The 23,622-nt window shown below is 61.7% G+C and carries 20 protein-coding genes; 13 read left to right on the top strand and 7 right to left on the bottom strand.

The annotated features are described in order from the left end of the window. Positions 1-75 precede the first annotated feature (75 nt). Positions 76-537 (bottom strand): Lrp/AsnC family transcriptional regulator, encoded by a 462-nt coding sequence (locus AB8B29_RS21380; protein WP_034506732.1) that lies wholly within the window; start codon positions 535-537, stop codon positions 76-78. A 184-nt stretch (positions 538-721) separates the two neighbouring features. On the opposite strand from AB8B29_RS21380, the gene putA reads away from it, so the two are divergent. From putA to AB8B29_RS21340, 8 genes are all read left to right on the top strand, one after another. Next, positions 722-4,417, top strand: coding sequence for a trifunctional transcriptional regulator/proline dehydrogenase/L-glutamate gamma-semialdehyde dehydrogenase (gene putA, locus AB8B29_RS21375; RefSeq protein ID WP_092573625.1), 3,696 nt, complete (start codon positions 722-724; stop codon positions 4,415-4,417). Positions 4,418-4,667: 250 nt separating this feature from the next. Further along, positions 4,668-5,687 (top strand): LacI family DNA-binding transcriptional regulator, encoded by a 1,020-nt coding sequence (locus tag AB8B29_RS21370; protein ID WP_051963328.1) that lies wholly within the window; start codon positions 4,668-4,670, stop codon positions 5,685-5,687. A gap of 45 nt (positions 5,688-5,732) precedes the next feature. Next, positions 5,733-6,968, top strand: coding sequence for an ABC transporter substrate-binding protein (locus AB8B29_RS21365; RefSeq protein WP_037192278.1), 1,236 nt, complete (start codon positions 5,733-5,735; stop codon positions 6,966-6,968). Between the two features lie 69 nt (positions 6,969-7,037). Continuing rightward, entirely contained in the window at positions 7,038-7,955 is a 918-nt protein-coding gene (locus AB8B29_RS21360) for a carbohydrate ABC transporter permease (protein WP_037192280.1), read from the top strand. Continuing rightward, entirely contained in the window at positions 7,952-8,815 is an 864-nt protein-coding gene (locus AB8B29_RS21355) for a carbohydrate ABC transporter permease (RefSeq protein WP_037192282.1), read from the top strand. The genes AB8B29_RS21360 and AB8B29_RS21355 overlap by 4 nt, the downstream gene beginning before the upstream one ends. A 26-nt stretch (positions 8,816-8,841) precedes the next feature. Beyond that, complete coding sequence (locus AB8B29_RS21350; RefSeq protein WP_037192284.1) at positions 8,842-10,770, top strand: glycoside hydrolase family 127 protein; 1,929 nt, start codon at positions 8,842-8,844, stop codon at positions 10,768-10,770. Then, entirely contained in the window at positions 10,760-11,845 is a 1,086-nt protein-coding gene (locus AB8B29_RS21345) for an ABC transporter ATP-binding protein (protein WP_037192285.1), read from the top strand. Before AB8B29_RS21350 ends, AB8B29_RS21345 begins: the two co-directional genes overlap by 11 nt. A 136-nt stretch (positions 11,846-11,981) precedes the next feature. Continuing rightward, the gene (locus AB8B29_RS21340) at positions 11,982-13,598 is read left to right on the top strand and encodes a GMC family oxidoreductase (RefSeq protein WP_037192286.1); all 1,617 of its coding nucleotides are present in this window, start codon (positions 11,982-11,984) and stop codon (positions 13,596-13,598) included. 13 nt (positions 13,599-13,611) lie between these two features. Here the strand turns inward: AB8B29_RS21340 and AB8B29_RS21335 are convergent, their stop codons facing one another. From AB8B29_RS21335 to AB8B29_RS21310, 6 genes are all read right to left on the bottom strand, one after another. Then, positions 13,612-14,025: a type II toxin-antitoxin system VapC family toxin gene (locus tag AB8B29_RS21335; RefSeq protein ID WP_037192287.1), complete on the bottom strand. Its 414-nt coding sequence runs from the start codon at positions 14,023-14,025 to the stop codon at positions 13,612-13,614. Next, positions 14,022-14,270: a hypothetical protein gene (locus AB8B29_RS21330; RefSeq protein WP_037192288.1), complete on the bottom strand. Its 249-nt coding sequence runs from the start codon at positions 14,268-14,270 to the stop codon at positions 14,022-14,024. Before AB8B29_RS21330 ends, AB8B29_RS21335 begins: the two co-directional genes overlap by 4 nt. A 90-nt stretch (positions 14,271-14,360) precedes the next feature. Then, positions 14,361-16,160, bottom strand: coding sequence for an adenine deaminase (locus AB8B29_RS21325; RefSeq protein ID WP_037192289.1), 1,800 nt, complete (start codon positions 16,158-16,160; stop codon positions 14,361-14,363). Positions 16,161-16,178: 18 nt separating this feature from the next. Beyond that, entirely contained in the window at positions 16,179-16,811 is a 633-nt protein-coding gene (locus AB8B29_RS21320) for a glutathione S-transferase family protein (RefSeq protein ID WP_037192290.1), read from the bottom strand. Next, a complete protein-coding gene (locus AB8B29_RS21315) occupies positions 16,811-17,473 on the bottom strand; it encodes a Rieske 2Fe-2S domain-containing protein (RefSeq protein WP_037192292.1) in 663 nt (220 codons plus the stop codon). Before AB8B29_RS21315 ends, AB8B29_RS21320 begins: the two co-directional genes overlap by 1 nt. Next, positions 17,470-17,706, bottom strand: coding sequence for a hypothetical protein (locus tag AB8B29_RS21310; protein ID WP_234903846.1), 237 nt, complete (start codon positions 17,704-17,706; stop codon positions 17,470-17,472). The genes AB8B29_RS21315 and AB8B29_RS21310 overlap by 4 nt, the downstream gene beginning before the upstream one ends. A 248-nt stretch (positions 17,707-17,954) precedes the next feature. Here AB8B29_RS21310 and AB8B29_RS21305 point away from each other — a divergent pair, with 248 nt between their 5' ends. The 5 genes from AB8B29_RS21305 (at position 17,955) to AB8B29_RS21285 (ending at position 23,611) form a co-directional block, all read left to right on the top strand. Beyond that, positions 17,955-19,076, top strand: a complete 1,122-nt coding sequence (locus AB8B29_RS21305) for a BMP family ABC transporter substrate-binding protein (RefSeq protein ID WP_037192293.1) — start codon at positions 17,955-17,957, stop codon at positions 19,074-19,076. A 74-nt stretch (positions 19,077-19,150) separates the two neighbouring features. After that, a complete protein-coding gene (locus AB8B29_RS21300) occupies positions 19,151-20,725 on the top strand; it encodes an ABC transporter ATP-binding protein (RefSeq protein ID WP_037193151.1) in 1,575 nt (524 codons plus the stop codon). Between the two features lies 1 nt (position 20,726). After that, on the top strand, positions 20,727-21,770 hold the full coding sequence (locus tag AB8B29_RS21295) for an ABC transporter permease (protein ID WP_197072728.1): 1,044 nt from the start codon (positions 20,727-20,729) through the stop codon (positions 21,768-21,770). Between the two features lie 14 nt (positions 21,771-21,784). Further along, a complete protein-coding gene (locus AB8B29_RS21290) occupies positions 21,785-22,720 on the top strand; it encodes an ABC transporter permease (protein WP_037192295.1) in 936 nt (311 codons plus the stop codon). Between the two features lie 33 nt (positions 22,721-22,753). Further along, on the top strand, positions 22,754-23,611 hold the full coding sequence (locus AB8B29_RS21285) for an aromatic ring-hydroxylating oxygenase subunit alpha (RefSeq protein ID WP_037192298.1): 858 nt from the start codon (positions 22,754-22,756) through the stop codon (positions 23,609-23,611). The last annotated feature ends 11 nt before the right edge of the window (positions 23,612-23,622 follow it).

The raw sequence follows: 23,622 nt of genomic DNA, 5'->3' as shown, positions 1-23,622 counted from the left end.
TTGTTTAGCCGGCGAGATGGTTGCGATGGATGAGGCAGGATCGCAGCGCGGCAAGCAGCGGAATTGCGGTGCGAACTACGACCAGTTTTCCTTGACCGACTGCATCACCACATTGGTCGATGTGCTCGCCACGAAAGGCAGGCTGGAAATCTTCTCGCCCAAGACGATACGGTAGCGACGAATATCTGATGTCCGCACTTTCAGAAGATAATCGAAGCGGCCGGCGATCATATGGCACTCCTCGATTTCCTTGATCTTCTTGACTGCATTGTTGAAGCTGAGCAAAGCTTGCTCGCGCGTATCCGTCAGCTTCACTTCGGCAAAGGCGACATGGTCGAGGCCGAGCTTGATTGGATTGAGCACCGCCTTGAAGCCATCGATATAGCCGGAATCGATCAGTTTCTTCAGTCGTGCCTGGCAAGGGGTCTTGGAAAGACCGACCCGCTCGGAAAGCTCGGTGATCGACATGCGGCCGTCTTCGACCAGTGCATCGAGAATCTTTTGATCGAACTGGTCTATTTCACTGGATTTTATCATTTTTGTAGGCATTCCTATTTGAAATACGGGCTATTGAAGTCCAATATGACTAGAAAGCCGCAGTTTCAAGGCGGAACGCCTTTCCAGAATGAAGTATGTTTGCATCGAAGCAACGGGAGAGCTGCAGAAGGCGAAATTGCTCGCGCCTGCCAGGCTACCGGGACCCTTGCACCTTGAGGTTATCATGACTGTCACTGCCACACTCGCCGCCGAAGAACCATCGCCAGACGCCGCCCCATTCGCGCAGTTCGCACCCCCTATCCAGCAGCAAAGCCCGCTTCGAAAGGCGATCACGGCCGCCTACCGCCGCCCGGAAACCGAATGCCTCCCTATGCTGGTCGAGGCTGCCACTCTGCCGGAGCCCGTCCGCGAGGCTGCGAAGAAGACGGCGAGGACACTGATCGAAGCGCTCCGCGCCAAGCACAAGGGCGATGGCGTCGAAGGCCTGGTGCATGAATATTCGCTATCGAGCCAGGAAGGCGTGGCGCTGATGTGCCTTGCCGAGGCGCTGTTGCGCATTCCCGATACCGCGACGCGTGACGCCCTGATCCGCGACAAGATTGCCGGGGGTAACTGGAAGTCGCATCTGGGCGGCGGTCGCTCCATTTTCGTCAATGCCGCGACCTGGGGCCTGGTGGTGACCGGCAAGCTTACGTCGACAGTCAACGACGGCGGGCTGTCGGCATCGCTGACGCGGCTGATCGCGCGCTGCGGCGAGCCTGTCATCCGGCGCGGCGTCGACATGGCCATGCGTATGATGGGCGAGCAATTCGTCACCGGCGAAACGATCGACGAGGCGCTGCGGCGCGCCCGCACGCTGGAGGCGAAGGGCTTCCGCTACTCCTACGACATGCTCGGTGAGGCCGCGACGACGCATGCCGATGCCGAGCGCTATTATCGCGACTATGAAACCGCGATCCATGCGATCGGCAAGGCTTCGGCCGGCCGCGGCATTTACGAAGGGCCGGGCATCTCCATCAAGCTTTCAGCCCTGCATCCCCGCTATTCGCGCTCGCAGGCCGACAGGGTCATGGGCGAGCTGCTGCCGAAGGTGAAAGCGCTCGCCCTCCTCTCCAAGCGATACAATATCGGCTTGAATATCGATGCCGAAGAGGCCGACCGGCTGGAGCTATCGCTCGATCTGCTGGAGGCGCTTTGCCTTGATCCCGATCTTGCTGGCTGGGATGGAATGGGCTTCGTCGTGCAGGCCTATGGCAAGCGCTGCCCCTTCGTCCTCGATTTCATCATCGATCTCGCCCGCCGCTCAGGCCATCGGCTGATGGTCCGCCTCGTCAAGGGCGCCTATTGGGACGCCGAGATCAAGCGTGCCCAGCTGGATGGCCTCGAAGGCTTCCCGGTCTACACCCGCAAGGTCTACACCGACGTCTCCTACATCGCCTGCGCCAAGAAGCTGCTCGCGGCAACCGATGTAGTCTTCCCGCAATTCGCCACGCACAATGCGCAGACGCTGGCGACGATCTATCAGATGGCCGGAAACGATTTCTCCGTCGGCAAATATGAGTTCCAATGCCTGCATGGCATGGGTGAACCGCTCTATGAGGAAGTGGTCGGCGCCGAAAACCTCGGCCGCCCGTGCCGGATCTACGCGCCCGTCGGCACGCATGAAACGCTGCTCGCCTACCTTGTCCGGCGCCTGCTGGAAAACGGCGCCAACTCCTCCTTCGTCAACAAGATCGCCGATCCCGCCGTTCCCGTCTCCGAACTGATCGCCGATCCTGTCGAACGCGTGCGCGCAATGCCCATCATGGGCGCCCAGCACGACAAGATCGCCCTGCCCGCCGACCTGTTTGACGGTGCTCGAAAGAATTCTGTCGGCATAGATCTTTCAAACGAAGCGGCGCTTTCCGATCTGTCTATTGAACTGCACTCCTCCGCTGCCAGGGAATGGATTGCAAAGCCGTCGCTCGCTGATGGCTCTGAACGCGGCGAGAAGCGCCCAATCCTCAACCCCGCCGACCATTCCGATATCGTCGGTCAGGTTGCCGAGCTTAATCCTGAGGACGCGGCCGAGGTGATGCGCCTTGCAGCCGGCGCTGCTGCCTCATGGGCCGCCGTCAGCCCGGATGCGCGGGCAACGATGCTGGAGCGTGCCGCCGAGCTGATGCAAGGCGAGATGCCGTTGCTTGTAGGCTTGGCGATCCGCGAGGCGGGCAAGTCGGCTGCGAACGCCGTCGGCGAAGTCCGGGAAGCCATCGACTTCCTTCGCTATTATGCCGCGCAAGCGCGCGAGGTGTTGAAGCCCGACAGCGTCCCGCTCGGTCCGGTCGTCTGCATCAGCCCCTGGAACTTCCCGCTGGCGATCTTCACCGGCCAGGTTGCTGCTGCACTGGTCGCCGGCAACCCGGTCGTCGCCAAGCCGGCCGGCAATACACCGCTGATTGCCGCCCAGGGTATTCGCATCCTGCACGAAGCCGGTATTCCGCACGACGTTCTTCAATTCGCGCCGGGCAGCGGCAGGATGGGCTCGGCTCTCGTCGGTGCGCCGGAGACTGCCGGCGTCATGTTCACCGGTTCGACTGAAGTCGCCCGGCTCATTCAGGCGCAGCTTTCCGAACGGCTGTCGAAATTCAACAAGCCGATCCCGCTGATCGCCGAGACCGGTGGCCAGAACGGCATGATCGTCGACTCCTCGGCGCTCGCCGAACAGGTGGTCGGCGATGTGATCGCTTCTGCCTTCGACAGCGCCGGACAGCGCTGCTCGGCTCTGCGCGTGCTGTGCCTGCAGGAGGAAATCGCAGATCGCACGCTGACCATGCTGCGAGGCGCGCTTCGCGAACTGTCCGTTGGCCGAACCGACAGGCTCGCCATCGATATCGGCCCTGTCATCGACGACAGCGCCAAGCGCGGCATCGATGAACATATCGAACGCATGCGCAAGCTCGGCTGCGCCGTCGAGCAACTCGACCTTCCCGCAAGTGCCGACAAGGGCACATTCGTCGCCCCGACGATCATCGAGCTGAAGAAGCTGAGCGACCTCAAGAAAGAGGTGTTCGGACCTGTCCTCCACATCATTCGCTACAAGCGCAAGGGGCTCGACAAGCTGATCGACGATGTCAATGCATCCGGCTACGGCCTGACTTTCGGCCTGCATACGCGGCTCGACGACATGATCGCCCATGTCACCGGGCGCGTGCGGGCGGGCAATCTCTATGTCAACCGCAACATCATCGGCGCCGTTGTCGGCGTCCAGCCCTTTGGCGGCCGCGGCCTTTCCGGCACAGGCCCGAAAGCGGGTGGACCTATGTATCTGCGCAGGCTCGTCGCCTCTTCGACAGAACCCTTGCGCGACGCCACTGTACAAGTCGATCCGGCCGCCCTGGAATTTCTCGCCTGGCTTGAGAGCAAGGGAGCAGCAAAGCAGGCGCGCGCCGTCGCCGGCCAATCATCATTGGGCTTCAACGCCGAGCTGACAGGCCCCGTCGGCGAATTGAACCTCTATGCGCTGCATCCCCGCGGCAGGATCCTGCTTATTCCCCAGACCGCACTTGGCCTGCATGTCCAGATCGCTGCCGCGCTTGCGACTGGCAATTCGATCGCCATCGACGCTTTATCCGGCCTGCAGGACGAGCTTCAGAACCTGCCGGCCGCCGTCACAAGCCGCATCTCCTGGACAAAGGACTGGGCTGCGGACGGACCTTTCGCCGGCGCGCTCATCGAAGGTAATGCCGAGCGCATCGCACAGGCCGTCAAGACCATCGCCACACTGCCCGGCCCGCTGGTGCTGACGCAGGGCGCCTCGAGCGAGGAAATCGCCAACAGCACGGACGCTTATTGCCTGAACTGGCTATTGGAAGAAGTGACGACCTCGATCAACACCGCCGCAGCCGGCGGCAATGCAAGCCTGATGACCATCGGATAACGTCTTTCGTAACCTTGATGCATGCGGCAGTCGAACCCTTGCCGAGGGTTGGCTGCCGCCTTTTTTATTGATCTGCCTTCGATCGTAAACCCTCCCAAACTCGCCCCGGCGCAATCGCCGCCACGCGCTCTTCTTGCGCCTCGAGCGCCATGAACCGGTGCGCTCAAAAATATTTGAGAAAAGCTTTTCTCATCTTGACTCTCATAGTGAGAAAAGCTTTTCTCATGAAAAATCGAACGGGAGAAAACATCTGGAAAACCAGCGTGCGAGAGGCGGCCGGGCAACGATTCACGATGTTGCAGCGGCTGCGGGCGTGAGCATTTCCACGGCATCGAAAGCCCTGAACAATACCGGTCGCATGGGTGACGACACTCGCGAGCGGGTCAAACGCATCGCCGCCGAGATCGGCTTTCGCCCGAACGCATTGGCAAAGGGACTGCTCAGCAATCGCACCTTCACGATCGGTCTTCTGACCAACGATACATATGGCCGCTTCACGCTGCCTGTTATGGCCGGCATCACGGAAGCGCTCGTCGATCACGGAGTTTCGGTCTTCCTCTGCACGATCGAGGACGATCCGGCGCTCGGAAAGGTTCATGTGGACGCCATGCTGGACAAGCACGTCGACGGCATCATCGCCTCGGGGAAGCGGATCGACCGCCGCCTGCCGGTGGATCTTTCCAACCTGCCCGTGCCCGTCGTCTATGCCTTTACCGAGGGTGCGCCCGATAGCGTCACCTTCTGCGCCGATGACTTTCAGGGCGCGGCCCTTGCCGTCGAGTGGCTGAAGGGTCTTGGCCGCCACCGGATCGCCCATGTGACCGGCCCGGAGAGCTTCGTCTCGGTGCGCGAGCGTGCCCGGGCCTATCGCGAGCTTGCCGGCGACACGCTGCCGGTCATGTACGGCTCCTGGTCGGAGGCGTGGGGACATGAGGCGGTGGAGCAACTGTGGAGCACAGCCGGCGCAAAGCCGGATGGTATTTTTTGCGGCAACGACCAGATCGCCCGCGCGGTCGTGGATGCGCTGCGCGAGCGCAGCGTGCGGGTGCCGGAGGATGTCTCGGTGGTCGGCTTCGACAATTGGGAGATCGTCGCGGCGCAAACGCGGCCGCCGCTGACGACGGTCGACATGAATCTCAAGGCGCTCGGCAGAGAAGCCGGGCTGACGGTTCTGGCGCTGGCGGAGGGACGCACCGTCGAACCGGGGATCAGAACATTGCCCTGCGAACTCGTCGTGCGGCAGTCGTGCGGGGGAGACCCCAATCTTTAATTGAGGAAAAGGGGCACACGGGAGTTGCCCCATGGGAGGAGAAACATGATGAAGCGCTTTCTGGCCGCAACCGGCCTCATATCCCTATGCCTTGCATCCGCCGCATCCGCCGAAAACATCTCCATGTGGGTGCGCAGCGGCATCGGCGATTCCTTCAAGAAGGTCGTCGAGGCCTATAATGCCGGCCACGACGACAAGGTCGCGCTGACGGAAGTGCCGTTCTCGGAACTCGTGCAGAAATACGCAACCGCCATCGCCGGCGGCCAGGCCCCTGACGCGTTGTCGATGGACCTGATCTATACGCCGGCCTTTGCCGCCGCAGGCCAGCTCGCGGACCTCACTGATTGGGCCAAGAGCCTGCCCTACTTCAACTCGCTCTCGCCCTCACATGTGAAGCTCGGCACCTATGACGGCCATGTCTACGGCCTGCCGCTGTCGGTCGAGACCTCGGTCTTCGCCTGGAACAAGGATCTCTACAAGAAGGCCGGCCTCGACCCGGAAAAGGCGCCGGCCACCTGGGAGGAGATCGAGCAGAATGCCGAAAAGATCCGCGCGCTCGGTGGCGATACCTACGGCTTCTATTTCTCCGGCGGCGGTTGTGGCGGCTGCATGATCTTCACTTTCACCCCACTCGTCTGGGGTGCGGGCGCCGACATTCTTTCGGCAGACGGCAAGACCGCCACGCTCGACACGCCGCAAATGCGCAAGGCGGTCGGCATCTACCGCGACATGGTCAAGAAGGATCTGGTGCCGGCGGGAGCCGCCAGCGACATTGGCGCCAATTTCCTTAGCATCAGCAACGGCAGGATCGGCCAGCAAAGCATCGGCGCCTTTTCGATCGGCACGCTGATCACGCAATATCCCGATATCCATTTCGGCGTGACGCTGATCCCCGGCGTCGACGGCAAGCCGTCTTCCTTTGCCGGCGGCGACAATTTCGTCATCTCCAAGGGTACCAAGAAGCTCGATGCGGTGAAAAAATTCCTCGAATACACCTATTCGCTCGAGGGACAGAAGATCATGGCGAAGTACGGCAGCCTACCGACGCGTGGCGATATCGCCGATCAGGTGCTACAAGGCCTCGATCCGCGCATGCAGGTGGGCCTCAAGGCCATATCGGTCGCCAAGACGCCCTATACGCTGCAGTTCAACGATCTGATCAACAGCGCCAACGGACCCTGGGCTGGCTTCACCAATGCCGCCATCTTCGGAAGCGACGTCGACGGCGCCTTTTCCAGCGCCCAATCGGAGATGCAGTCGATCATCGACAACGCCCAGTAACATAAACGCGTGAACACCGGGAAGCCTTGGGGCTTCCCGGTCCTTCCATCGCAACATCGGGAGCATTCCATGGCTGGTCCTGGAGCTACAGCAACCGCGCGGCTTCGCAAGCGGCGAAGGCGTGCCGGCTGGCACGGATTTCTCTACATCGCGCCGGCCATGGCGCTCGTCATCGTCTTCTTCATTCTGCCCGTCATCTTCACCGTTTGGATGAGCCTGCATAACTGGCCGCTGCTCGGCAATCCCCGCTGGATCGGCTTCGGCAACTATACGCGCATGGTCTCCGACATACGTTTCATGGCGGCGCTACGGTTTACCGCCTATTACACCGTCATCGTCACCATCGCGATTTTCGCCATAGCCTTTCCGCTGGCGCTCTATGTGGAGAAGCAGCGGCCCTTCGTCGGCTTCTACCGCACCATCATCTTCCTTCCCGTCGTTGTCGGGCTTGCGACGGCCTCGCTGCTCTGGGTCTGGCTCGCCAATGTCGACAGCGGCTTTTTCGCGCCGGTGGCGCTGGCGCTCGGTCTGGCCGACAAGAGGCCGAACCTGCTGGCCGACTTCGACATGGCCTTCGCCACGATCATCGTCATGGTCGTTTGGAAAATCGCCGGTTTCACCATGATCATCCTTCTCACCGGCCTGCAGGCAATCCCCTCCGAACTCACCGAAGCCGCCCGCATCGATGGCGCAAAACGCTGGCAGCGCTTCCGGCATCTGACCCTGCCGCTGATGCGCCGCACCATCGCGCTCGCGCTGATCATTTCCATCACCGGCTCGGTGCTCGCCTTCGACCAGTTCTACATCATGACCAGCGGCGGGCCGCAAAACCGAATGATTTCCGTTGTTTACTACATTTTCAACCAGTCCTTCGTGTCCTTCAATCTCGGCTATGGCGCCGCACTCTCCATCGCACTGCTCGTCATTCTCGTGCTGATCAGCATCGTCCAGCTCTGGCTGCTGCGCGTCGGGGAGGATCGGCCATGATCAGCGCAAAGGAGCGCCGCGCAAGGCGCAAGCTTTGGGGCGGTGTCGGCTATCACGGCATCGGCGTCATCATCGTCATCTTCTTCTTCGCACCCTTTGCGATCGCGCTCCTGTCTTCGTTCCGGCACGGTAGCGAGGCGAGCCTTCCGCCGCTGCCACCCTGGCCGACGACGGGCTTCAGCTTCGATGCCTATCGTTCGCTCGATGGCTTCGGCGCCGGCATCGTGCAGCACACGCTGAATTCGCTCTTCGTCTCGCTCGGCACGGTGCTGCTGACCGTCATCGTCAGCCTGCTCGCCGGCTACGGCTTCTCGCGCTATCAATTCCCCTTCAAGGGTGCGCTGTTCATATTGGTCATCGCAACGCTGATGATCCCCTTTCAGTCGATCCTGACGCCGCTTTTCATCATCCTGGCGAAGCTTGGCCTCAACAATTCGCTGATCGGGCTGACGCTGGTCTACGTGACGCTGCAACTGCCCTTCTCGGTCTTCATGATGCGCAACGCCTTTGACGCGGTGCCCAAGGAAATCGAAGAGGCAGCCCGCATCGACGGCGCGCGCGACCTCAGGCTTCTCTTCCGCGTGCTGTTTCCGCTGGTGCTGCCTGGTGTGGCAACGGTTGCGATCTTCGCCTTCCTGAATGCCTGGAACGAGTTCCTGGCAGCGCTGATCCTTCTCTCCAGCAACGAGAAATTCACCCTGCCGGTGCTGATGATCGCCGTCAGAACCGGGCGCCTCGGCGCCGTCAATTGGGGGGCGGTCCAGGCCGGCATCGCTGTCATGACCATCCCCTGCGTCATCGTCTTCCTGCTTCTGCAACGCTACTACATGCGCGGCCTGATGGCCGGCGCGGTGAAATGACCCCTTCAAACAAATGGATGAAAGCCATGTCAGACAAGCAAAGCCGCCAGTTCCGCCCCCTGCCCGTTCCGAATGTCGAGCTCGCCGGTCTGTTCGGTGAGCGCCAGGATGCAATCTGCAATTCGACCGCAGCCACCCTGCTCGACCGCTGCGTCGAGGCCGGCATGATCCGCGCTATCGATGTCGACCAGCCGAGCCCGGGCATCATCATTCCCTTACAGACATGGTCGGGCTCGACGCAGATGTTCTGGGACAGCGATCTCGGCAAATCGATCGAGACCATCGCCTATTCGCTCTACCGCCAGCCCAATCCGGAACTGGAGGCGCGCGCGGACGCCATCATCGACATGTATGGCAAGATGCAGGACGAGGACGGCTATCTGAATGCCTGGTTCCAGCGCGTCCAGCCCGGTCGCCGCTGGACCAATCTGCGCGATCATCACGAGCTCTATTGCGCCGGCCATCTGATCGAAGCGGCCGTCGCCTATTATCAGGCGACGGGCAAGCGCAAGCTGCTCGACATCATGAGCCGCTTTGCCGACTACATGCTCACGGTCTTCGGCCACGGCGAAGGGCAGCTTCGCGGTTATTGCGGCCATGAGGAGGTGGAGCTCGCGCTCGTCAAGCTCGCCCGCGTTACGGCTGAGAAGAAGTATCTCGATCTTGCCAAATACTTCATCGACGAGCGCGGTCAGGAACCGCATTTCTTCACCGAGGAAGCGCTGCGCGACGGGCGCGACCCCAAGAAATTCGTACAGAAGACCTATGAGTACAATCAGGCCCATCAGCCGGTCCGCAACCAGACCAAGGTTGTGGGGCATGCCGTGCGCGCCATGTATCTCTATTCCGGCATGGCCGATATCGCCACGGAGTATAACGACGACACGCTGACCTCGGCGCTGGAAACGCTGTGGGACGATCTGACGACCAAGCAGATGTATGTCACCGGCGGCATCGGCCCGGCCGCCGCCAACGAAGGCTTTACCGACTATTACGACCTGCCGAACGAGAGCGCCTATGCCGAGACCTGCGCCTCTGTCGGCCTCGTCTTCTGGGCCAACCGCATGCTCGGGCGCGGCCCGAACCGCCGCTATGCAGACATCATGGAGCAGGCGCTCTATAACGGCGCGATGGCCGGATTGTCGCTCGACGGCAAGACCTTCTTCTATGAAAACCCGCTGGAGAGCGCCGGCAAGCATCACCGCTGGACCTGGCATCATTGCCCCTGCTGCCCGCCCAACATCGCCCGCCTGCTCGCTTCGGTCGGCTCCTACATGTATGCCGCCGCAGACAACGAGATCGCAGTGCATCTCTATGGCGAGAGCAAGGCCCGCGTGCCGCTGGCGAGCGGCGTGACAGCGACGCTTGTCCAGACGACGCGCTATCCTTGGGATGGGGCCATCCATTTCGAGGTCAACCCCGATCGCAACGCAGATTTCGCACTGTCGCTACGCATACCGGAGTGGGCCGAAGGCGCAACGCTTGCCGTCAACGGCAAGTCCGTCGATCTCCCGGCCGTTACCATCGACGGCTATGCCCGTATCGAACGCGAATGGCAGGCGGGCGACAAGGTCGACCTCAACATTCCGCTGATCCCGCGTACCCTGTTCGCCAATCCGAGGGTTCGCCAGGATGCCGGGCGCGCTGCCCTGATGCGCGGCCCGCTCGTCTATTGCGTCGAGACCACGGATAACGGTCACGATCTCAACGGCATTTCGCTCGCCGGCGATCCGGCATCCGCAAAGACGGCGGAAATCGCCGCCCTCGAAGGCGCCGTTGCGCTCGATATTCCGGTCACGCGTGATGAGGCTGACTGGGGATCGGATCTTTATCGGACGACACCGCCGAAGAGCCGCGCCGCCACTGCGCGCTTCGTTCCCTATCATCTCTGGGACAATCGTGAGCCGGGCGAAATGCTGGTCTGGATCCGCGCCGGTCAGAGCCATGGGGCCTGACATGACAAAGAACGGCATGAGGCTCACCGGCGTCCGCAAGAGCTTCGGCGGGCTGGAGGTCATTCACGGCATCGATCTCGATGTGCCGGAGGGCGCCTTCGTGGTCTTCGTCGGACCGTCCGGCTGCGGCAAGTCCACCCTGCTGCGGATGATTGCCGGGCTGGAGGAAGTCACCGACGGCGAGATCGCCATCAAGGGTCGCGATGTCACCGATCTCGATCCCTCCGAGCGCGGCATCGCCATGGTTTTCCAGTCCTACGCGCTCTATCCGCATATGAGCGTGCGCGACAATCTCGGTTTCGGGCTGAAAATGGCCCGGGCCGATGCGGCCGAGATCGAACAGCGGGTGGGCTCCGCCGCCGCGATCCTCAAGATCGACCATCTGCTCGATCGACGTCCGGGCCAGCTCTCGGGCGGCCAGCGCCAGCGCGTCGCCATTGGCCGGGCGATCGTGCGCAAGCCGGAGGTCTTCCTGTTCGATGAACCGCTGTCCAATCTCGATGCCGAACTTCGGGTATCCATGCGCATCGAGATTGCCCGGCTGCACCGCGAGCTCGGCAATACGATGATCTATGTTACCCACGATCAGACCGAGGCCATGACGCTCGCCGACAAGATCGTCGTCTTGAAGGACGGCCGGATCGAACAGGTGGGCAGTCCGCGCGAGATCTATGAGGATCCCGCCAACAGCTTCGTCGCCGGCTTCATCGGTTCGCCACGCATGAACATGATCGAAGCCATATGGTCTGGCGAAGGGATGGCGAAGGTCGGCAACGGCAACATCAAGGTCGATCTCGCACAGCACAGGCCGGCTCCCGGCGAAAGCCTGCTGCTCGGCATGCGCCCGGAACATTTGATCGTGGCATCCGATCGGGAGGATGCCGTACGGGTCACGGTCGACGTCACCGAATATCTGGGCGGCACCCGCTATCTCTATTGCCAGACGGAAGATGGCCAATCACTGATCGCCGAATATCGTGATGGGCCTGATATCGAGCGCGGCGATACGCTCTATCTGCGCTGCCCATCCGAGCGGCGGCGCTATTTCGACAAGCAGGGCGGGCGACTTCGCTAAGCCGCATATTTCCATCGCATCGGCACGCTAATCATTTGACGAACAAGGATGATTTGAGGAAAGTTGCTGATGGAGATTTCATGCCGTGCGCCTGTCCTGTCCAGGACGATGCGCGATATCAAGCCGGAAGGGTCTTATGGCGAAGACATATGATTTCATCATTGCCGGCGGCGGTTCGGCTGCCTGCGTCGCAGCCATGCGGCTTATACGCGATTTCGGCTTCTCCGTGCTCATCATCGAACGCGGCCCGCGCAACACTGCCAAGCTGATGGCCTTTCCCGCCGGCTACATGAAATATCTCGCCCGCGACGATTTCCTCGAAATGCATCATACGGTCGCCCAGCCGCAGCTTGGCGGACGCGGCCCGATCGTTCCCGTCGCCAAGGCGCTCGGCGGCGGCAGTGCCGTCAACGCCATGGTCTACATGCGCGGCCAAAAGGAAGACTACGACCACTGGGCCGCCCATCTCGGTAACGGTACGGAATGGTCCTATGCGGACATGCTGCCGCATTTCAAAGGCATCGAGGGCAATACCCGCTTCAACGACGACTATCACGGTATTGCCGGCAACCTACGCGTCTCTGAACCCGGTTATACGTGCGATACGACCCAGGATTTCCTGCTCGCAGCCCAGGGCCTCGGCCATCCCTACAATCCGGATTTCAACGGCGCCAGGCAAAACGGCGTCGGCATCATGCAGCACACCTATGGATTATGGGGCGGCAAGACGGAACGTTCCGATGCCAAGAAGGCCTTCCTCGATCCGCTTGCCGGCGATGAGCGGCTGGATATCGTCACCGACGCCCGCGTCGATCGCATCGTCATCGAAAGCGGCCGCGCGACTGGCGTCAGTTACACGCAGAATGGCCAAACGCACACGGTCAGGGCCGCCCGCGAAGTTCTCCTCGCAGCCGGCACCTATAACAGCGCCAAGCTGATGATGCTCTCCGGCATCGGACCGGCCGATCACCTCCGCAACCATGGTATCGACGTCGTGCGTGATCTTCCAGGCGTCGGCGCCAATCTGCAGGATCATCACGAGGTCCCGGTCATTGCCACCACCAAGGGCAAATCCGGTTATTTCGGCGAGGACAAGGGCTGGCCGATGTTGCGCAACGGCCTGCAATATCTCCTGTTCAACTCCGGCCCGGTCACGACGACGGGCATCGAATCCTGCCTGTTCTACGACCCCGATGGCGGCGAACGGCCGACGATCCAGCTCTACTGCGCGCCGATCGTCTATCTCGACCGCGATGTCTCCTCGGCAAAGCCGACCTACGGCGTCACCTTCACCTCGTGTCTGCTGCGGCCGAAAGCGCGCGGCAGCGTCAGGCTGCGCTCGGCCGATCCGGCGGATCAGCCCTTGGTCGACTGCAATTTCTTCGGCGATCCCGACGATCTGCGGCTGACGCTCGCCTCGCTGAAGGTCGCCCGTCAGCTATTGGAAACCGAACCGTTCAAATCGAAGATATCAGATGAGATCCTGCCCGGACGGGCGCTACAGGACGAAGAGTCGCTGGCCAAATTCGCCGGCCAGACGGTCAAGACCAACTACCATCCCTCCGGCAGCCTGCGCATGGGGCCAGAGAGCGATCCGATGTCAGTGGTCGACGGAACGCTGCGCGTGCGCGGCATCGAAGGTCTCAGGGTCATCGATTGCTCGATCATTCCTTTTATCCCCTCGGGCAATACCAATGCACCTGCCATGGCGATTGGCTCGAAGGCAGCTGAGATGATCGCGAGGGGTTATTGAACTTGGCGCGATACTAGAATTCCCACGGCGATATCAGTTCAAGGCCTGCAGTCTCAAATTCAGATAAATTGCGAGTCGCCAGGCGTCCGCCATTTACGCGCGCTATGGCAGCGATCATGCCATCCGCCGTCGACATCGGCCGCCCTTGTCGTTTCGCGACTCCTATGATCTCTCCATAAACCAACGCAGCCTCTTCGGTGAGGCCGAAAAGCCGATCGGCAAACCGGCGGCGCCATTCGGACAATCGTTGCGCCAGCCGTGCCGCACGTTGATCCGGTAAGATCTTCTGAATACCGAAGGCGATTTCGCCGATAACCGCGGTTGAGAGCGCAACCTCCGCATCATACCGACCAAGCCACGAGATCACAGCCGCATCAGGCAGCTTTCGGAACGCTTCCGAGACGACATTGGTATCGAGAAATATCACAGATCTATTCCGTGATTAGCTTGCCGTCCTTCGCGGATGACGGCCTCCAGATCGATATCCTCGCCATCGCTCATAGCCATACGAGCATAAAAAGACGATGCGGGTTCACGGCCGGCCTCGCGAATTTCGTAGGATTCCAGCGCGCGTTCGACGATATCGGCAATGGTGCGGTTCTCGCGCCGGGCAAGCCGATGAGCGAGGTCCCGTGCCTTGGCGCTACGAACAGATAGTTGAGGTTCAGCCATATTGGTCTCCTATCCCACCAATATAAGCCCCCTCTTATCTAGCCATCAAGATGGCATCCGATGGCTAGATGGCAACACCTAATTGATGTGTCATGCCGGCTCGAACAACGGCTCGATCACCATTTCCGGCACAAGAACGAGGCCCTTGTCGGTGATGCGGATTTCCGGAATGACGGAAAGGGGGATGAGGTTGAAGCCCATATAGGCGATGGTGCAGCCGGCCTTCTCCCATTCGACCTTCAGCGCCTTCACCTCTTCCGCAACCTCATGCACGCGCTTGTCGGAGAGCAGCCCGGCGATCGGCAGCGGCACCATCGCCGTTACCTTGCCGTCCATGACGACGCAGACGCCGCCCTGCACGGCCTCGATCGCATCGAGAGCGACCTTCATATCCGCCTCGTTGGTGCCGGCGATGATGATATTGTGGCTGTCATGGCCGACGGAGGAGGCAACCGCCCCCTTCTTCAGGCCAAAGCTGTTCAGGAGACCATGGGCCACGTTGCCCGAGGACTTGCCGTGACGCTCGACCACCGTGACGAAGCAGAGCCCGTGACGGTCGAAATGCGTCTGCCAGTCGTTTGCCGGCTCGAGCTCGACCGTGACATGCCCGAGCGTGATGCCCGGCAACTCGGTCTTGATCGTGTGGGCGATCACCGCTCCGGTCGGCAGCTCCGGCGTCAGCTTCAGCGCCTTCGGCAGCTTCACCGTGTGATAGGCCGCTTCCGGATAGCGGTAGGGATTGGACAGCGCCGCATCAAGAACCGGGGTGATCTTGCGGTCTTCGACCACCAGCTCCCCGCCATACCAGGTGCTGACCGGCTTCAGGTCATCGGTCAACAGCACCAGATCGGCGCGGCGGCCGCCGCCGAGACCGCCGATTTCGCTTTCCATGCCGAAGCGGGTCGCGCCGTGCAGGGAGCCCATCGCCCAGGCCTGCTCTGGCGTCATGCCGGCCTTGACGGCCTCTCGCGTTACCCAATCGAGACCGAAGAGCAGAAGGTCTTCGGCATCGCGGTCGTCGGTGCAGACGGCGATGCGCTTATGCGACGCGCCGAGCTCGGTGATGGTCTTGATGGCATGCGGCAGGCTGTGCCAGGGCGTTGTCGGCGGACCGCCGCGCAGGAACAGCCAGATGCCGGCCTCCAGCAGGTCGTCGGCGATTTCCCGGTCGATGGCTTCGTGCGTATCCGTCACGCCGGATGCCGCATAGGCGGCGACGAATTCGCGGCCATAGACATGACCCGAGACCGGCCGTCCTCGCTCGAGCGCCGCCGCCAGGATCGCATGGCTGCGCTCGTCGCCCATCGCCACCTGCACGAAATCCATCTTTTCGCCGAGCGCCAAGGCTTCCGGCCATTTGTCGAAGAGATCGGCGATCTTTTGCGGTGTCAGATCGCCGCCCGCCGTCTCCAGCTGCGGCGAGGTCGCAGGCACCGTGCTCGGCACCGTCAGGAAGATCGACAGGGGCGCATGGCGTGCATCCTCCAGCATCGCCTCGACACCGGCGACATCCATCACATTGCCGATCTCATGGCTGTCGCAGAAGATGGTCGTCGTCCCGTTCAAGAGAGCGGCCTCGGCATAGGCGCAGGCCGTCACCATGCTGGACTCGATATGGATATGCGGATCGACCAGGCCGGGCGCGATGATCCCTCCCCTGGCGTCATAGAGCTTGGCGCCGCTGCCCCGGTAACTGCCGGCCGGCTTGACGGCGGCGATACGGCCGCCCGCAACCCAGATTTCCTTGTCAGGCAGGATGCGCTCCGAATAGGTCGACAATACGCGCGTACCCTCGATCACCAGATCGGGCTCGCGGCGGGCCGAGGCAACATCGGCAAGCGTACGCGTCATGGTCGAAAGCGGCTTGACGGAAAAACGTGTGAGCGTCATCGGATATCCAATTCGAGATCAGTGATAATCGGGTATGCCCGGCATGGTGCGGAAGCCTTCGATGGCACGGAAACGCCGCACCCAACGGCGCAGGGCCGGATAGTCGTCGTGATCGATACCATAGTCGCGGCTGAGCGCGAAGGATGGAAACAACGTCAGATCCGCAAGCGTCGGGCCGTCGCCGACGAACCATTCGCGGCCATCGAACTGGCGCAGCGTCATGTGGTCGTCCATGATGCGGAAGGCCTTGCGCGCGCCGACATAAAGGGCTGTTTCATCGCCCGGCGTATCGAACAGGGATTTCAGCCGTGCGGCCACGGCGGCCGCAAGTGCTGTCGCCGAAAAATGCAGCCACGTCACAGTCGCGCCGAAGGCGGGCGCATCCTCCGGCAGCCAGAGGCGCGAGGGATCGTAGGCCTTGGCGAGATAGGCAAGGATAGCCTCAGTGCCATGCAGCACGAGGTCGCCGTCGCTCAGGACAGGCATCGTTCCCAGGGGATTGAGCGCCAGCATGGCCGGCTTCGTCTCTTCGTGCCCGGGAAACATATCGACGGCGACCGTCGTATAGGTGAGCTTCAGCATCGAAAGCAGCAGGCGGACGCGATAGCTTCCCTCGTCCATCTCGTAATTATAGAGCGTGATGCCGGCCATCAGGCGACCTCCGCTTTCTGCTCGAGGTCGAAACGCAACCTCTCGGCCCAGACAGCATAGTGCTTCTGCTTGGCGCCGGCATGCACGGCAGGCGCACCGGCAATAACGATATGCAGGGCGGTCTTGTTCGGCGAGATGTTTTGCAGCGCCACCAGTAAGCGATCATCGCCCACCTCGAGCAGGCCGAGATTGGCGCCCAGGTCGCTGAAGCCGCTCCTGGGCAATGCAGCAGCGACATCGTCCGGGCAGCGTTCGATATAGAGGCTGCGCACCGGGGTCACCTCGGTTACGCCGTCGATGTCAGGCAGCGCAGCCTCCCGCGCGGCCGTCGCCCAGACGATCCCGTATTTCTCCTCGGCCGCATAGGTCGGCACCTTGATGGTCTGCGGCACATCAAGGGTCGGATGCGCCGGGATATAACGACATTGCCCGGCGGTATCGTACTGCCAGCCGTGATAGAGGCAGGCGATGTGATCGCCGCGAACGAAACCGAAGCTCATGCGCATACCGCGATGCGGACAGCGATCCTCCCAGACATGAGCCTTGCCGCTATTGTCGCGCCAGACGACGATCTCGCTGCCATCGACCACGGCGCCGGCCGAGGTTCCAGCCTCGATCGACGCCGAAAGCGCCACCGGCACCCATCCTGCTTCCAGTTTCATAAGCCACTCCGCTCGATATCGAGAATAACGCAATCGTAGGGCCCGAGGCTGCAGGCCATTTCGAATGCGTCGACAAGATCATTCTGGCCCCTTACGGCAAGCGTCGCGGATCGCGCATCGCAGGCCCCGACCTCGATGTCCAGATCCAGCCGGCGCGCACGATGCCGGGCAAACTCGACGAAACTGTCGCACACCATCCGCCCCCGAAAGACAAAACGCGCCGCCTCGATCATGCCGCAGACAGTCCGCTCGTTCTATCCATGCCCACATTACGCATCAAAAATGCCCACTTTGCATAAAAAATAAACATGCTTCAGTTTTAGGCATTCTAGCCGCGCTGCCTTTTGAAATTCAAGAGGCTTTGCGGAGCGGATCGATATCGACCAACAGACATCGGACAGATCACCGCGCGGCAACTGGCATAATTGTTGCGTCGATTACACCCGGGCGCCGTTGCGCACCTAATCAAAAGAGGGGTCCCATGATCGACTTGCGTTCGCTTTCCCGTCGCGGATTTTTAAATATGAGCGCCGCTGGTGCGGCGTCCTTGATGCTGCCTGCAGGCCTTGCCGGCCAGGCCTATGCCGCAGCCTCTTTCCCGGCGATCAAGGAAGAAGATGCGGTCGTCGGCTTCGGTCATGTCGGCCCGATTTCGGACGAAGGCTGGACTTGGGCGCATCACCAGGGCCTGCTCGCGGTAAAGGCGGCCTATCCGAAGCTGAAAAAGATCCTCGAAGTCGAAAACATCCCCTACTCCGCCGATGCGACCCGCACCTATCGTCAGTTCGTCAACGAAGGCGCCAACATCATTTTCGATACCTCCTCGAACGGCGACTTCCTGCATGCCGTCGTCAAGCAGGCACCCGCCGTCGCCTTCCTCGAATGCGACGGCCGCGTCGATATGGATAATCTCGGCTGGTACTATCTGGCCCATTGGTATCCGACCTACGTCATCGGCGTTGCCGCCGGTCATCTGTCGAAGTCCGGCAAGCTCGGCTATGTCGCCTCCTTCCCGGTCGCCTCGGTGTTTGCCTCGACCAACGCCTTTCTGATGGGCGCGCGCTCGGTCAATCCGAATGCGACGCTGCAGACCATAGCCATCAATTCCTGGTTTGATCCGCAGGCGGCAACGCAGGCCGGCACGGCGCTGATCGACAATGGCTGCGATTTCCTCTTCGGCATCATGGACGAAGCCGGCTATCTGCAGGTCGCCGAAAAACGCGGCGTCTGGGCGGCCATGTGGAACACCGACATCCGCCGCTACGGCCCGAACTCCTACGTCTCGTCCGTCCTCATCGATTTCAGCAAGTATTATGTCGATCAGGTCGGCAAGCGGCTAGCCGGCACCTGGACTCCGACCAATACGCTCTTTGCCATGGGTTCCGGCGTCGACCGCGACAAATGGGGCGAAAAGGTTCCGGCCGATGTTGCCGCTGCTGCCGATGCGGTGCGTGACAAGATCGTCGGCGGCTGGTCGCCCTTTGCCGGTGAAATCAAGGATTCGACCGGCAAGGTCCGCATCGCCGCCGGGCAGACGATGACCGATAACGACCTCTATAATTGGGATTGGTCCGTCGAGGGCGTTACCGGGCTCAGCGTCTGAACAAGCCAATTGCGAATTACGCCTCGGCCGATCTGCGGCCGAGGCCTATCCCATGACTGTCTGGTATGCATTTGATGACCGAAACAGCGACACCCTTTTCCGCTCCCGCGGGCACACCGCCACTGGTCCAGCTCAAGGGCATCGCCAAGTATTTTCCAGGCGTCATCGCCAACGAGAATGTCGATCTCGAGGTTTTACCCGGCGAGATCCATGCGCTGCTTGGCGAAAACGGCGCCGGCAAATCGACGCTGATGAACATCCTCACCGGCATCTATCAGCCCGACGCCGGCGAGATCATCATCGATGGCTATGCCAAGCATTTTGCGACGCCCCTTCAGGCGATCGCCGCCGGCATCGGCATGGTGCATCAGCATTTCAAGCTGGTGCAGGCCTTCACCGTCGCCGAGAACATCCATCTCGGCTGGTCGGAGACGCCGCGGCGCGCCTCCGCACAGGTGCTGGAAGCGCGCACGGCATCCCTCGCGGAAAAATTCAATCTTCAAACCCGCCCCGGCGCGCGCATCAGCGATCTTTCGACGGGTGAGCAGCAGCGTGTCGAGATCCTGAGAGTGCTCGCGCGTCAGGCGCGTGTTCTCATTCTCGACGAGCCGACCGCCGTGCTGACGCCGGCAGAAGCCCGCGAACTCTTCAGGGCACTGCGCGAATTCGTCTCCCATGGCAACGCCATCATCTTCATCAGCCACAAGCTTGATGAGGTCATGGAGATTTCCGATCGCATCAGCGTTCTGCGCGGCGGACGCAAGGTCGCGACCGAAAGGACGGCCGATTGCAATGCCCGCATGCTTGCCAAGCTGATGGTCGGCCGCGATATCGTGCTTGCCGACATGCGCCAGCGCGCCGCCGGCGCCGCGCCGATCTCTGCGAAACCCGTGCTGAGCCTGGAAAGCGTATCTGCACAGAATGACGCCGGTACCGAGGCGCTGCATGATGTTTCGCTTGCGGTTCATGCCGGGGAAATCCTCGGCATTGCCGGTGTCGCCGGAAACGGCCAGCGCGAATTGAGCCAGGTGCTATCAGGCATGCGGCAGATCGGCAACGGGCGCATCCTTATCGATGGGCGTCCAGTCGAGCACAGCAATGCGGCTGTTTTCGCTGACAATGGCATCGGCCATATACCGGAAGACAGGCTGCATAGCGGCCTTGCCCCTGCGCTCAGCATAACCGTCAACGCCGTGATGCGCGAGTACAAGAAGTCGCCGGTATCAGCCGGCGCGGTCTATCGTCCGGGCGGAGCGACCGCACTTGCCAAGGAGATTGCGGCGGCTGCGGATGTGACCATTCCCGACTTCAACATGCCGGTCCGCAATCTTTCCGGCGGCAACCAGCAGCGCCTCGTCGCCCGACGTGAGATGCGTATCGCCAACAAGGTTCTGATCGCTGCCTATCCAAGCCGCGGCCTCGACGTCGGCGCCATCAACACGATGCTGCGCTACATCGTGGAGCTACGCGATGCCGGCGCAGGGATCGTGCTGATCTCGGAGGAACTGGAAGAACTCCTCAATCTCTCCGACCGCATCGCCGTGCTCTACGAAGGCAGGATCATGGGAATAGTCGACAACGACAGGACCGACATCGACCAGATCGGCCTGCTGATGGGTGGACGCGCCCTTGCGCGCGAGGTTGCCTGACATGAGCATGTCCTGGCGTCTTCACCGCCTACCCTCCGCCTCGCCCGCCAAGGCATTTGCCGCCCGCATCGTCGCTATCCTGCTGGCGCTCGTGTTTGCCGGGCTGGTTTTGGCGGTCACCGGCGCAAAGCCGCTCGAGCTGGCTTCCGAGGTGATCGATTCGAGCCTCGGCTCCAGTTTCGGCCTTCAGGATCTCGGTGTTCTGCTGGTCCCTCTCATCCTGACGGGACTGTCCGTCGCCGTCGGCCAGCAAATTGGCATCTGGAATATCGGTGCCGAAGGTCAGTTCTATGCCGGTGCATTCGGTGCTGCCGTGGTCGGCCTCTTCGTGCCCGGCCCGCCTGTCGTGATCCTGCCGTTGATGTTTCTTGGCGGCCTCCTCGGCGGCCTTGTCTGGATCCTTATCCCGACGCTGGCGCGCGCCTATGCCGGCGTCAATGAGCTGATCACTACGCTGCTGCTCAATTTCGTCGCTGTGCTTCTGGTGTTCTACGTCTCGACCAGCGCCTGGCGCGACCGCACGGCGAATTCGGCAACCGGGCGATTGTCGGCCGAAATACCGGAGCTTTGGGGCTCCATCCATTGGGGCTTTCCTGTCGCCATCCTTGCCGCCATCATCGTCGCCGGCCTGCTGGCTTTCTCGCGCTGGGGCTACGAAGTGCGCCTCGTCGGCTCCAACCCGGCTGCGGCCCATTATGCCGGCATACCGGCGCGGCGCCACCTGATCACGGTCATGCTTCTGTCCGGTGCCATAGCGGGGCTTGCCGGCATGCTGGAGATCGCCGGCACGGTGCATCGCCTGCAGGGCGGTATTTCCAACAATTACGGCTATCTCGGCATCATGGTCGCGGTGCTGGCGCGCAACTCCGCCATTGGCGTTATCTTTTCAGCGGCGTTGATGGCCTTCATCCTGAATTCCGGCATCGTCCTGCAAACCCAGGGGCTGACGACGTCGGCGGTGCTCGCGATCACCGGGCTCATCCTGTTCCTGACGGCGATCGGCGATGAGCTCGCCCATTATCACATCGCCCGCGACAAGGCTTGAAAGGACAAGAGACCATGGATCTTCTCACCGGCCTCCTGACCACAGCCTTTCTCGCAGGCGGCGTGCTGGCGCTGGCTGCTCTCGGCGAAGTGCTGGCCGAACGGGTCGGCGTCGTCAATCTCGGCGTCGAGGGACTGATGGCAATGGGGGCGCTGACGGGCGTTGCCGCAACGACGATCTATCCCTCGCCGACGCTCGGTTTTCTCGCGGCCTTGATCGTCGGCGCATTCTTCGGCGCGATCTTCGCCGTAGCCACCGTTCTCCTGCGTGCCAACCAGGTGCTATGCGGCCTGGCGCTGACTTTGATGGGCAACGGCATTGCCTCCAGCATCGGCCGCGCCTATTCTGGCATGCCGGTGCGCGCCACCTTTTCCGGTATCGAAATCCCGCTCCTCAGCGATCTTCCTATCCTCGGCAAGGCCTTCTTCTCGCAGAACATCCTCGTCTATCTGATCTATATCATCCTGCCGGTAGCGCTGAGCTACCTCATGTTCCGCACCCGCCACGGCCTCAATCTGCGCGCCGTCGGCGAAAATCCGGCGGCGGCGGACGCGGCCGGCATTTCGGTCAACCTCATCCGCTGCGCCTACGTCATGGCCGGCTCAGCCCTTGCCGCCGGCGCGGGTGCCTACCTGACGCTTGCTTTCGTGCCGTCCTGGTCCGACGGGGTGGTCGCCGGTCGCGGCTGGATCGCGGTGGCGCTGGTGATCTTTGCCGGCTACCGGCCGATCCCGGCCGTTCTGTCGGGCTTGCTGTTCGGCCTCATCACCGCGCTCGGCTTCGTCGGCCAGGCGCGCGGCTGGCCGATCGCACCCGCCTTCCTGTCCATGTTGCCCTATCTCGGCACGATGGCCTTCATCATCGTGCCGGTTCTGGCATGGCAGCGCATGCGCCGTATCATGGCCGCCCCGGCCGCCATCGGCCTGCCCTATTATCGCGATGTCCGCTAAGGTGCATCGACGGACAAGAAAAAGGAGCCTCGCATGAGCCAATGTTTGGACAAGGCAGCCCTCGATCAATGGTATGCGCTGGAAACGGAAAACGAGATTCCCTTCGGAACCTCGGTGAACCGTCTTCTCGGCACCGACCTTACCGTGACGCGATCGAATGACGGGACACTGGTCGTAAATGCCGAGGGACGCGCCGAGCCATTGCCGCTGATCCACCGCTTCGGCCTCGTCTGGACGACGCTCGGCACGCCGGCCGGCGGGTTGTTCGACTTGCCCGAAGCCGATGAGCCGGATCGCCGCGTGGTCAATTGCGGCACGGTGGCGGTGCGGGCCTCGGGGCTCCGGATCGTGGAAAATTTCCTCGACCTGGCGCATTTCCCCTTCGTGCACACCGATATTCTCGGCGCCGAGCCGCACACCGAAGTGGCGCAGTACAATGTCGAGATCCGCCGCGACGTCGACGAGGTCTGGGCGACCAATTGCCAGTTCTTCCAGCCGCAGGCGGCACTTTCGGCCAGCGAAGGCATCATGACGGATTATATCTATCGGGTGATGACGCCGTTTGCGACGCTGCTCTACAAGACCTGCCCGAACGCCGCCAATCGTTGGGACGTCATCTGCCTTTTCGTGCAGCCGCTGGATCCGGATCGTTGCCGCGCCCATCCGGTCATGTTCCTGATCGACGACGTCTCGACGACGACGGAACTGGTACATTTCCAGCAACTTATCTTCCTGCAGGACCGCATCATTCTTGAAAACCAGCGCCCGGTGCTGCTACCGCTGGAGCCGCGGGCGGAAATCCCGACTCGCGCCGACGCCACGTCGATCGCCTATCGGCGCTGGCTGAAGGAAAAGGGCATTACCTACGGCACCACCATGATGGCTGCCTGAAATAGAGAACA

Origin of the sequence: Rhizobium sp. 11_C7_N12_5 (genome assembly GCF_051811145.1) — a bacterium.
Classification (GTDB): domain Bacteria; phylum Pseudomonadota; class Alphaproteobacteria; order Rhizobiales; family Rhizobiaceae; genus Rhizobium; species Rhizobium lusitanum.
This window is presented reverse-complemented; position numbering and strand designations above follow the sequence as displayed.

What these genes read in the sequence shown, in the direction of transcription:
- AB8B29_RS21380 (WP_034506732.1), bottom strand. Translation starts at nt 537, where the DNA reads ATGATAAAATCCAGTGAAATAGACCAGTTCGATCAAAAGATTCTCGAT.
- putA (WP_092573625.1), top strand. Translation starts at nt 722, where the DNA reads ATGACTGTCACTGCCACACTCGCCGCCGAAGAACCATCGCCAGACGCC.
- AB8B29_RS21365 (WP_037192278.1), top strand. Translation starts at nt 5,733, where the DNA reads ATGATGAAGCGCTTTCTGGCCGCAACCGGCCTCATATCCCTATGCCTT.
- AB8B29_RS21360 (WP_037192280.1), top strand. Translation starts at nt 7,038, where the DNA reads ATGGCTGGTCCTGGAGCTACAGCAACCGCGCGGCTTCGCAAGCGGCGA.
- AB8B29_RS21355 (WP_037192282.1), top strand. Translation starts at nt 7,952, where the DNA reads ATGATCAGCGCAAAGGAGCGCCGCGCAAGGCGCAAGCTTTGGGGCGGT.
- AB8B29_RS21350 (WP_037192284.1), top strand. Translation starts at nt 8,842, where the DNA reads ATGTCAGACAAGCAAAGCCGCCAGTTCCGCCCCCTGCCCGTTCCGAAT.
- AB8B29_RS21345 (WP_037192285.1), top strand. Translation starts at nt 10,760, where the DNA reads ATGGGGCCTGACATGACAAAGAACGGCATGAGGCTCACCGGCGTCCGC.
- AB8B29_RS21340 (WP_037192286.1), top strand. Translation starts at nt 11,982, where the DNA reads ATGGCGAAGACATATGATTTCATCATTGCCGGCGGCGGTTCGGCTGCC.
- AB8B29_RS21330 (WP_037192288.1), bottom strand. Translation starts at nt 14,270, where the DNA reads ATGGCTGAACCTCAACTATCTGTTCGTAGCGCCAAGGCACGGGACCTC.
- AB8B29_RS21325 (WP_037192289.1), bottom strand. Translation starts at nt 16,160, where the DNA reads ATGACGCTCACACGTTTTTCCGTCAAGCCGCTTTCGACCATGACGCGT.
- AB8B29_RS21320 (WP_037192290.1), bottom strand. Translation starts at nt 16,811, where the DNA reads ATGGCCGGCATCACGCTCTATAATTACGAGATGGACGAGGGAAGCTAT.
- AB8B29_RS21315 (WP_037192292.1), bottom strand. Translation starts at nt 17,473, where the DNA reads ATGAAACTGGAAGCAGGATGGGTGCCGGTGGCGCTTTCGGCGTCGATC.
- AB8B29_RS21310 (WP_234903846.1), bottom strand. Translation starts at nt 17,706, where the DNA reads ATGATCGAGGCGGCGCGTTTTGTCTTTCGGGGGCGGATGGTGTGCGAC.
- AB8B29_RS21305 (WP_037192293.1), top strand. Translation starts at nt 17,955, where the DNA reads ATGATCGACTTGCGTTCGCTTTCCCGTCGCGGATTTTTAAATATGAGC.
- AB8B29_RS21300 (WP_037193151.1), top strand. Translation starts at nt 19,151, where the DNA reads ATGACCGAAACAGCGACACCCTTTTCCGCTCCCGCGGGCACACCGCCA.
- AB8B29_RS21295 (WP_197072728.1), top strand. Translation starts at nt 20,727, where the DNA reads ATGAGCATGTCCTGGCGTCTTCACCGCCTACCCTCCGCCTCGCCCGCC.
- AB8B29_RS21290 (WP_037192295.1), top strand. Translation starts at nt 21,785, where the DNA reads ATGGATCTTCTCACCGGCCTCCTGACCACAGCCTTTCTCGCAGGCGGC.
- AB8B29_RS21285 (WP_037192298.1), top strand. Translation starts at nt 22,754, where the DNA reads ATGAGCCAATGTTTGGACAAGGCAGCCCTCGATCAATGGTATGCGCTG.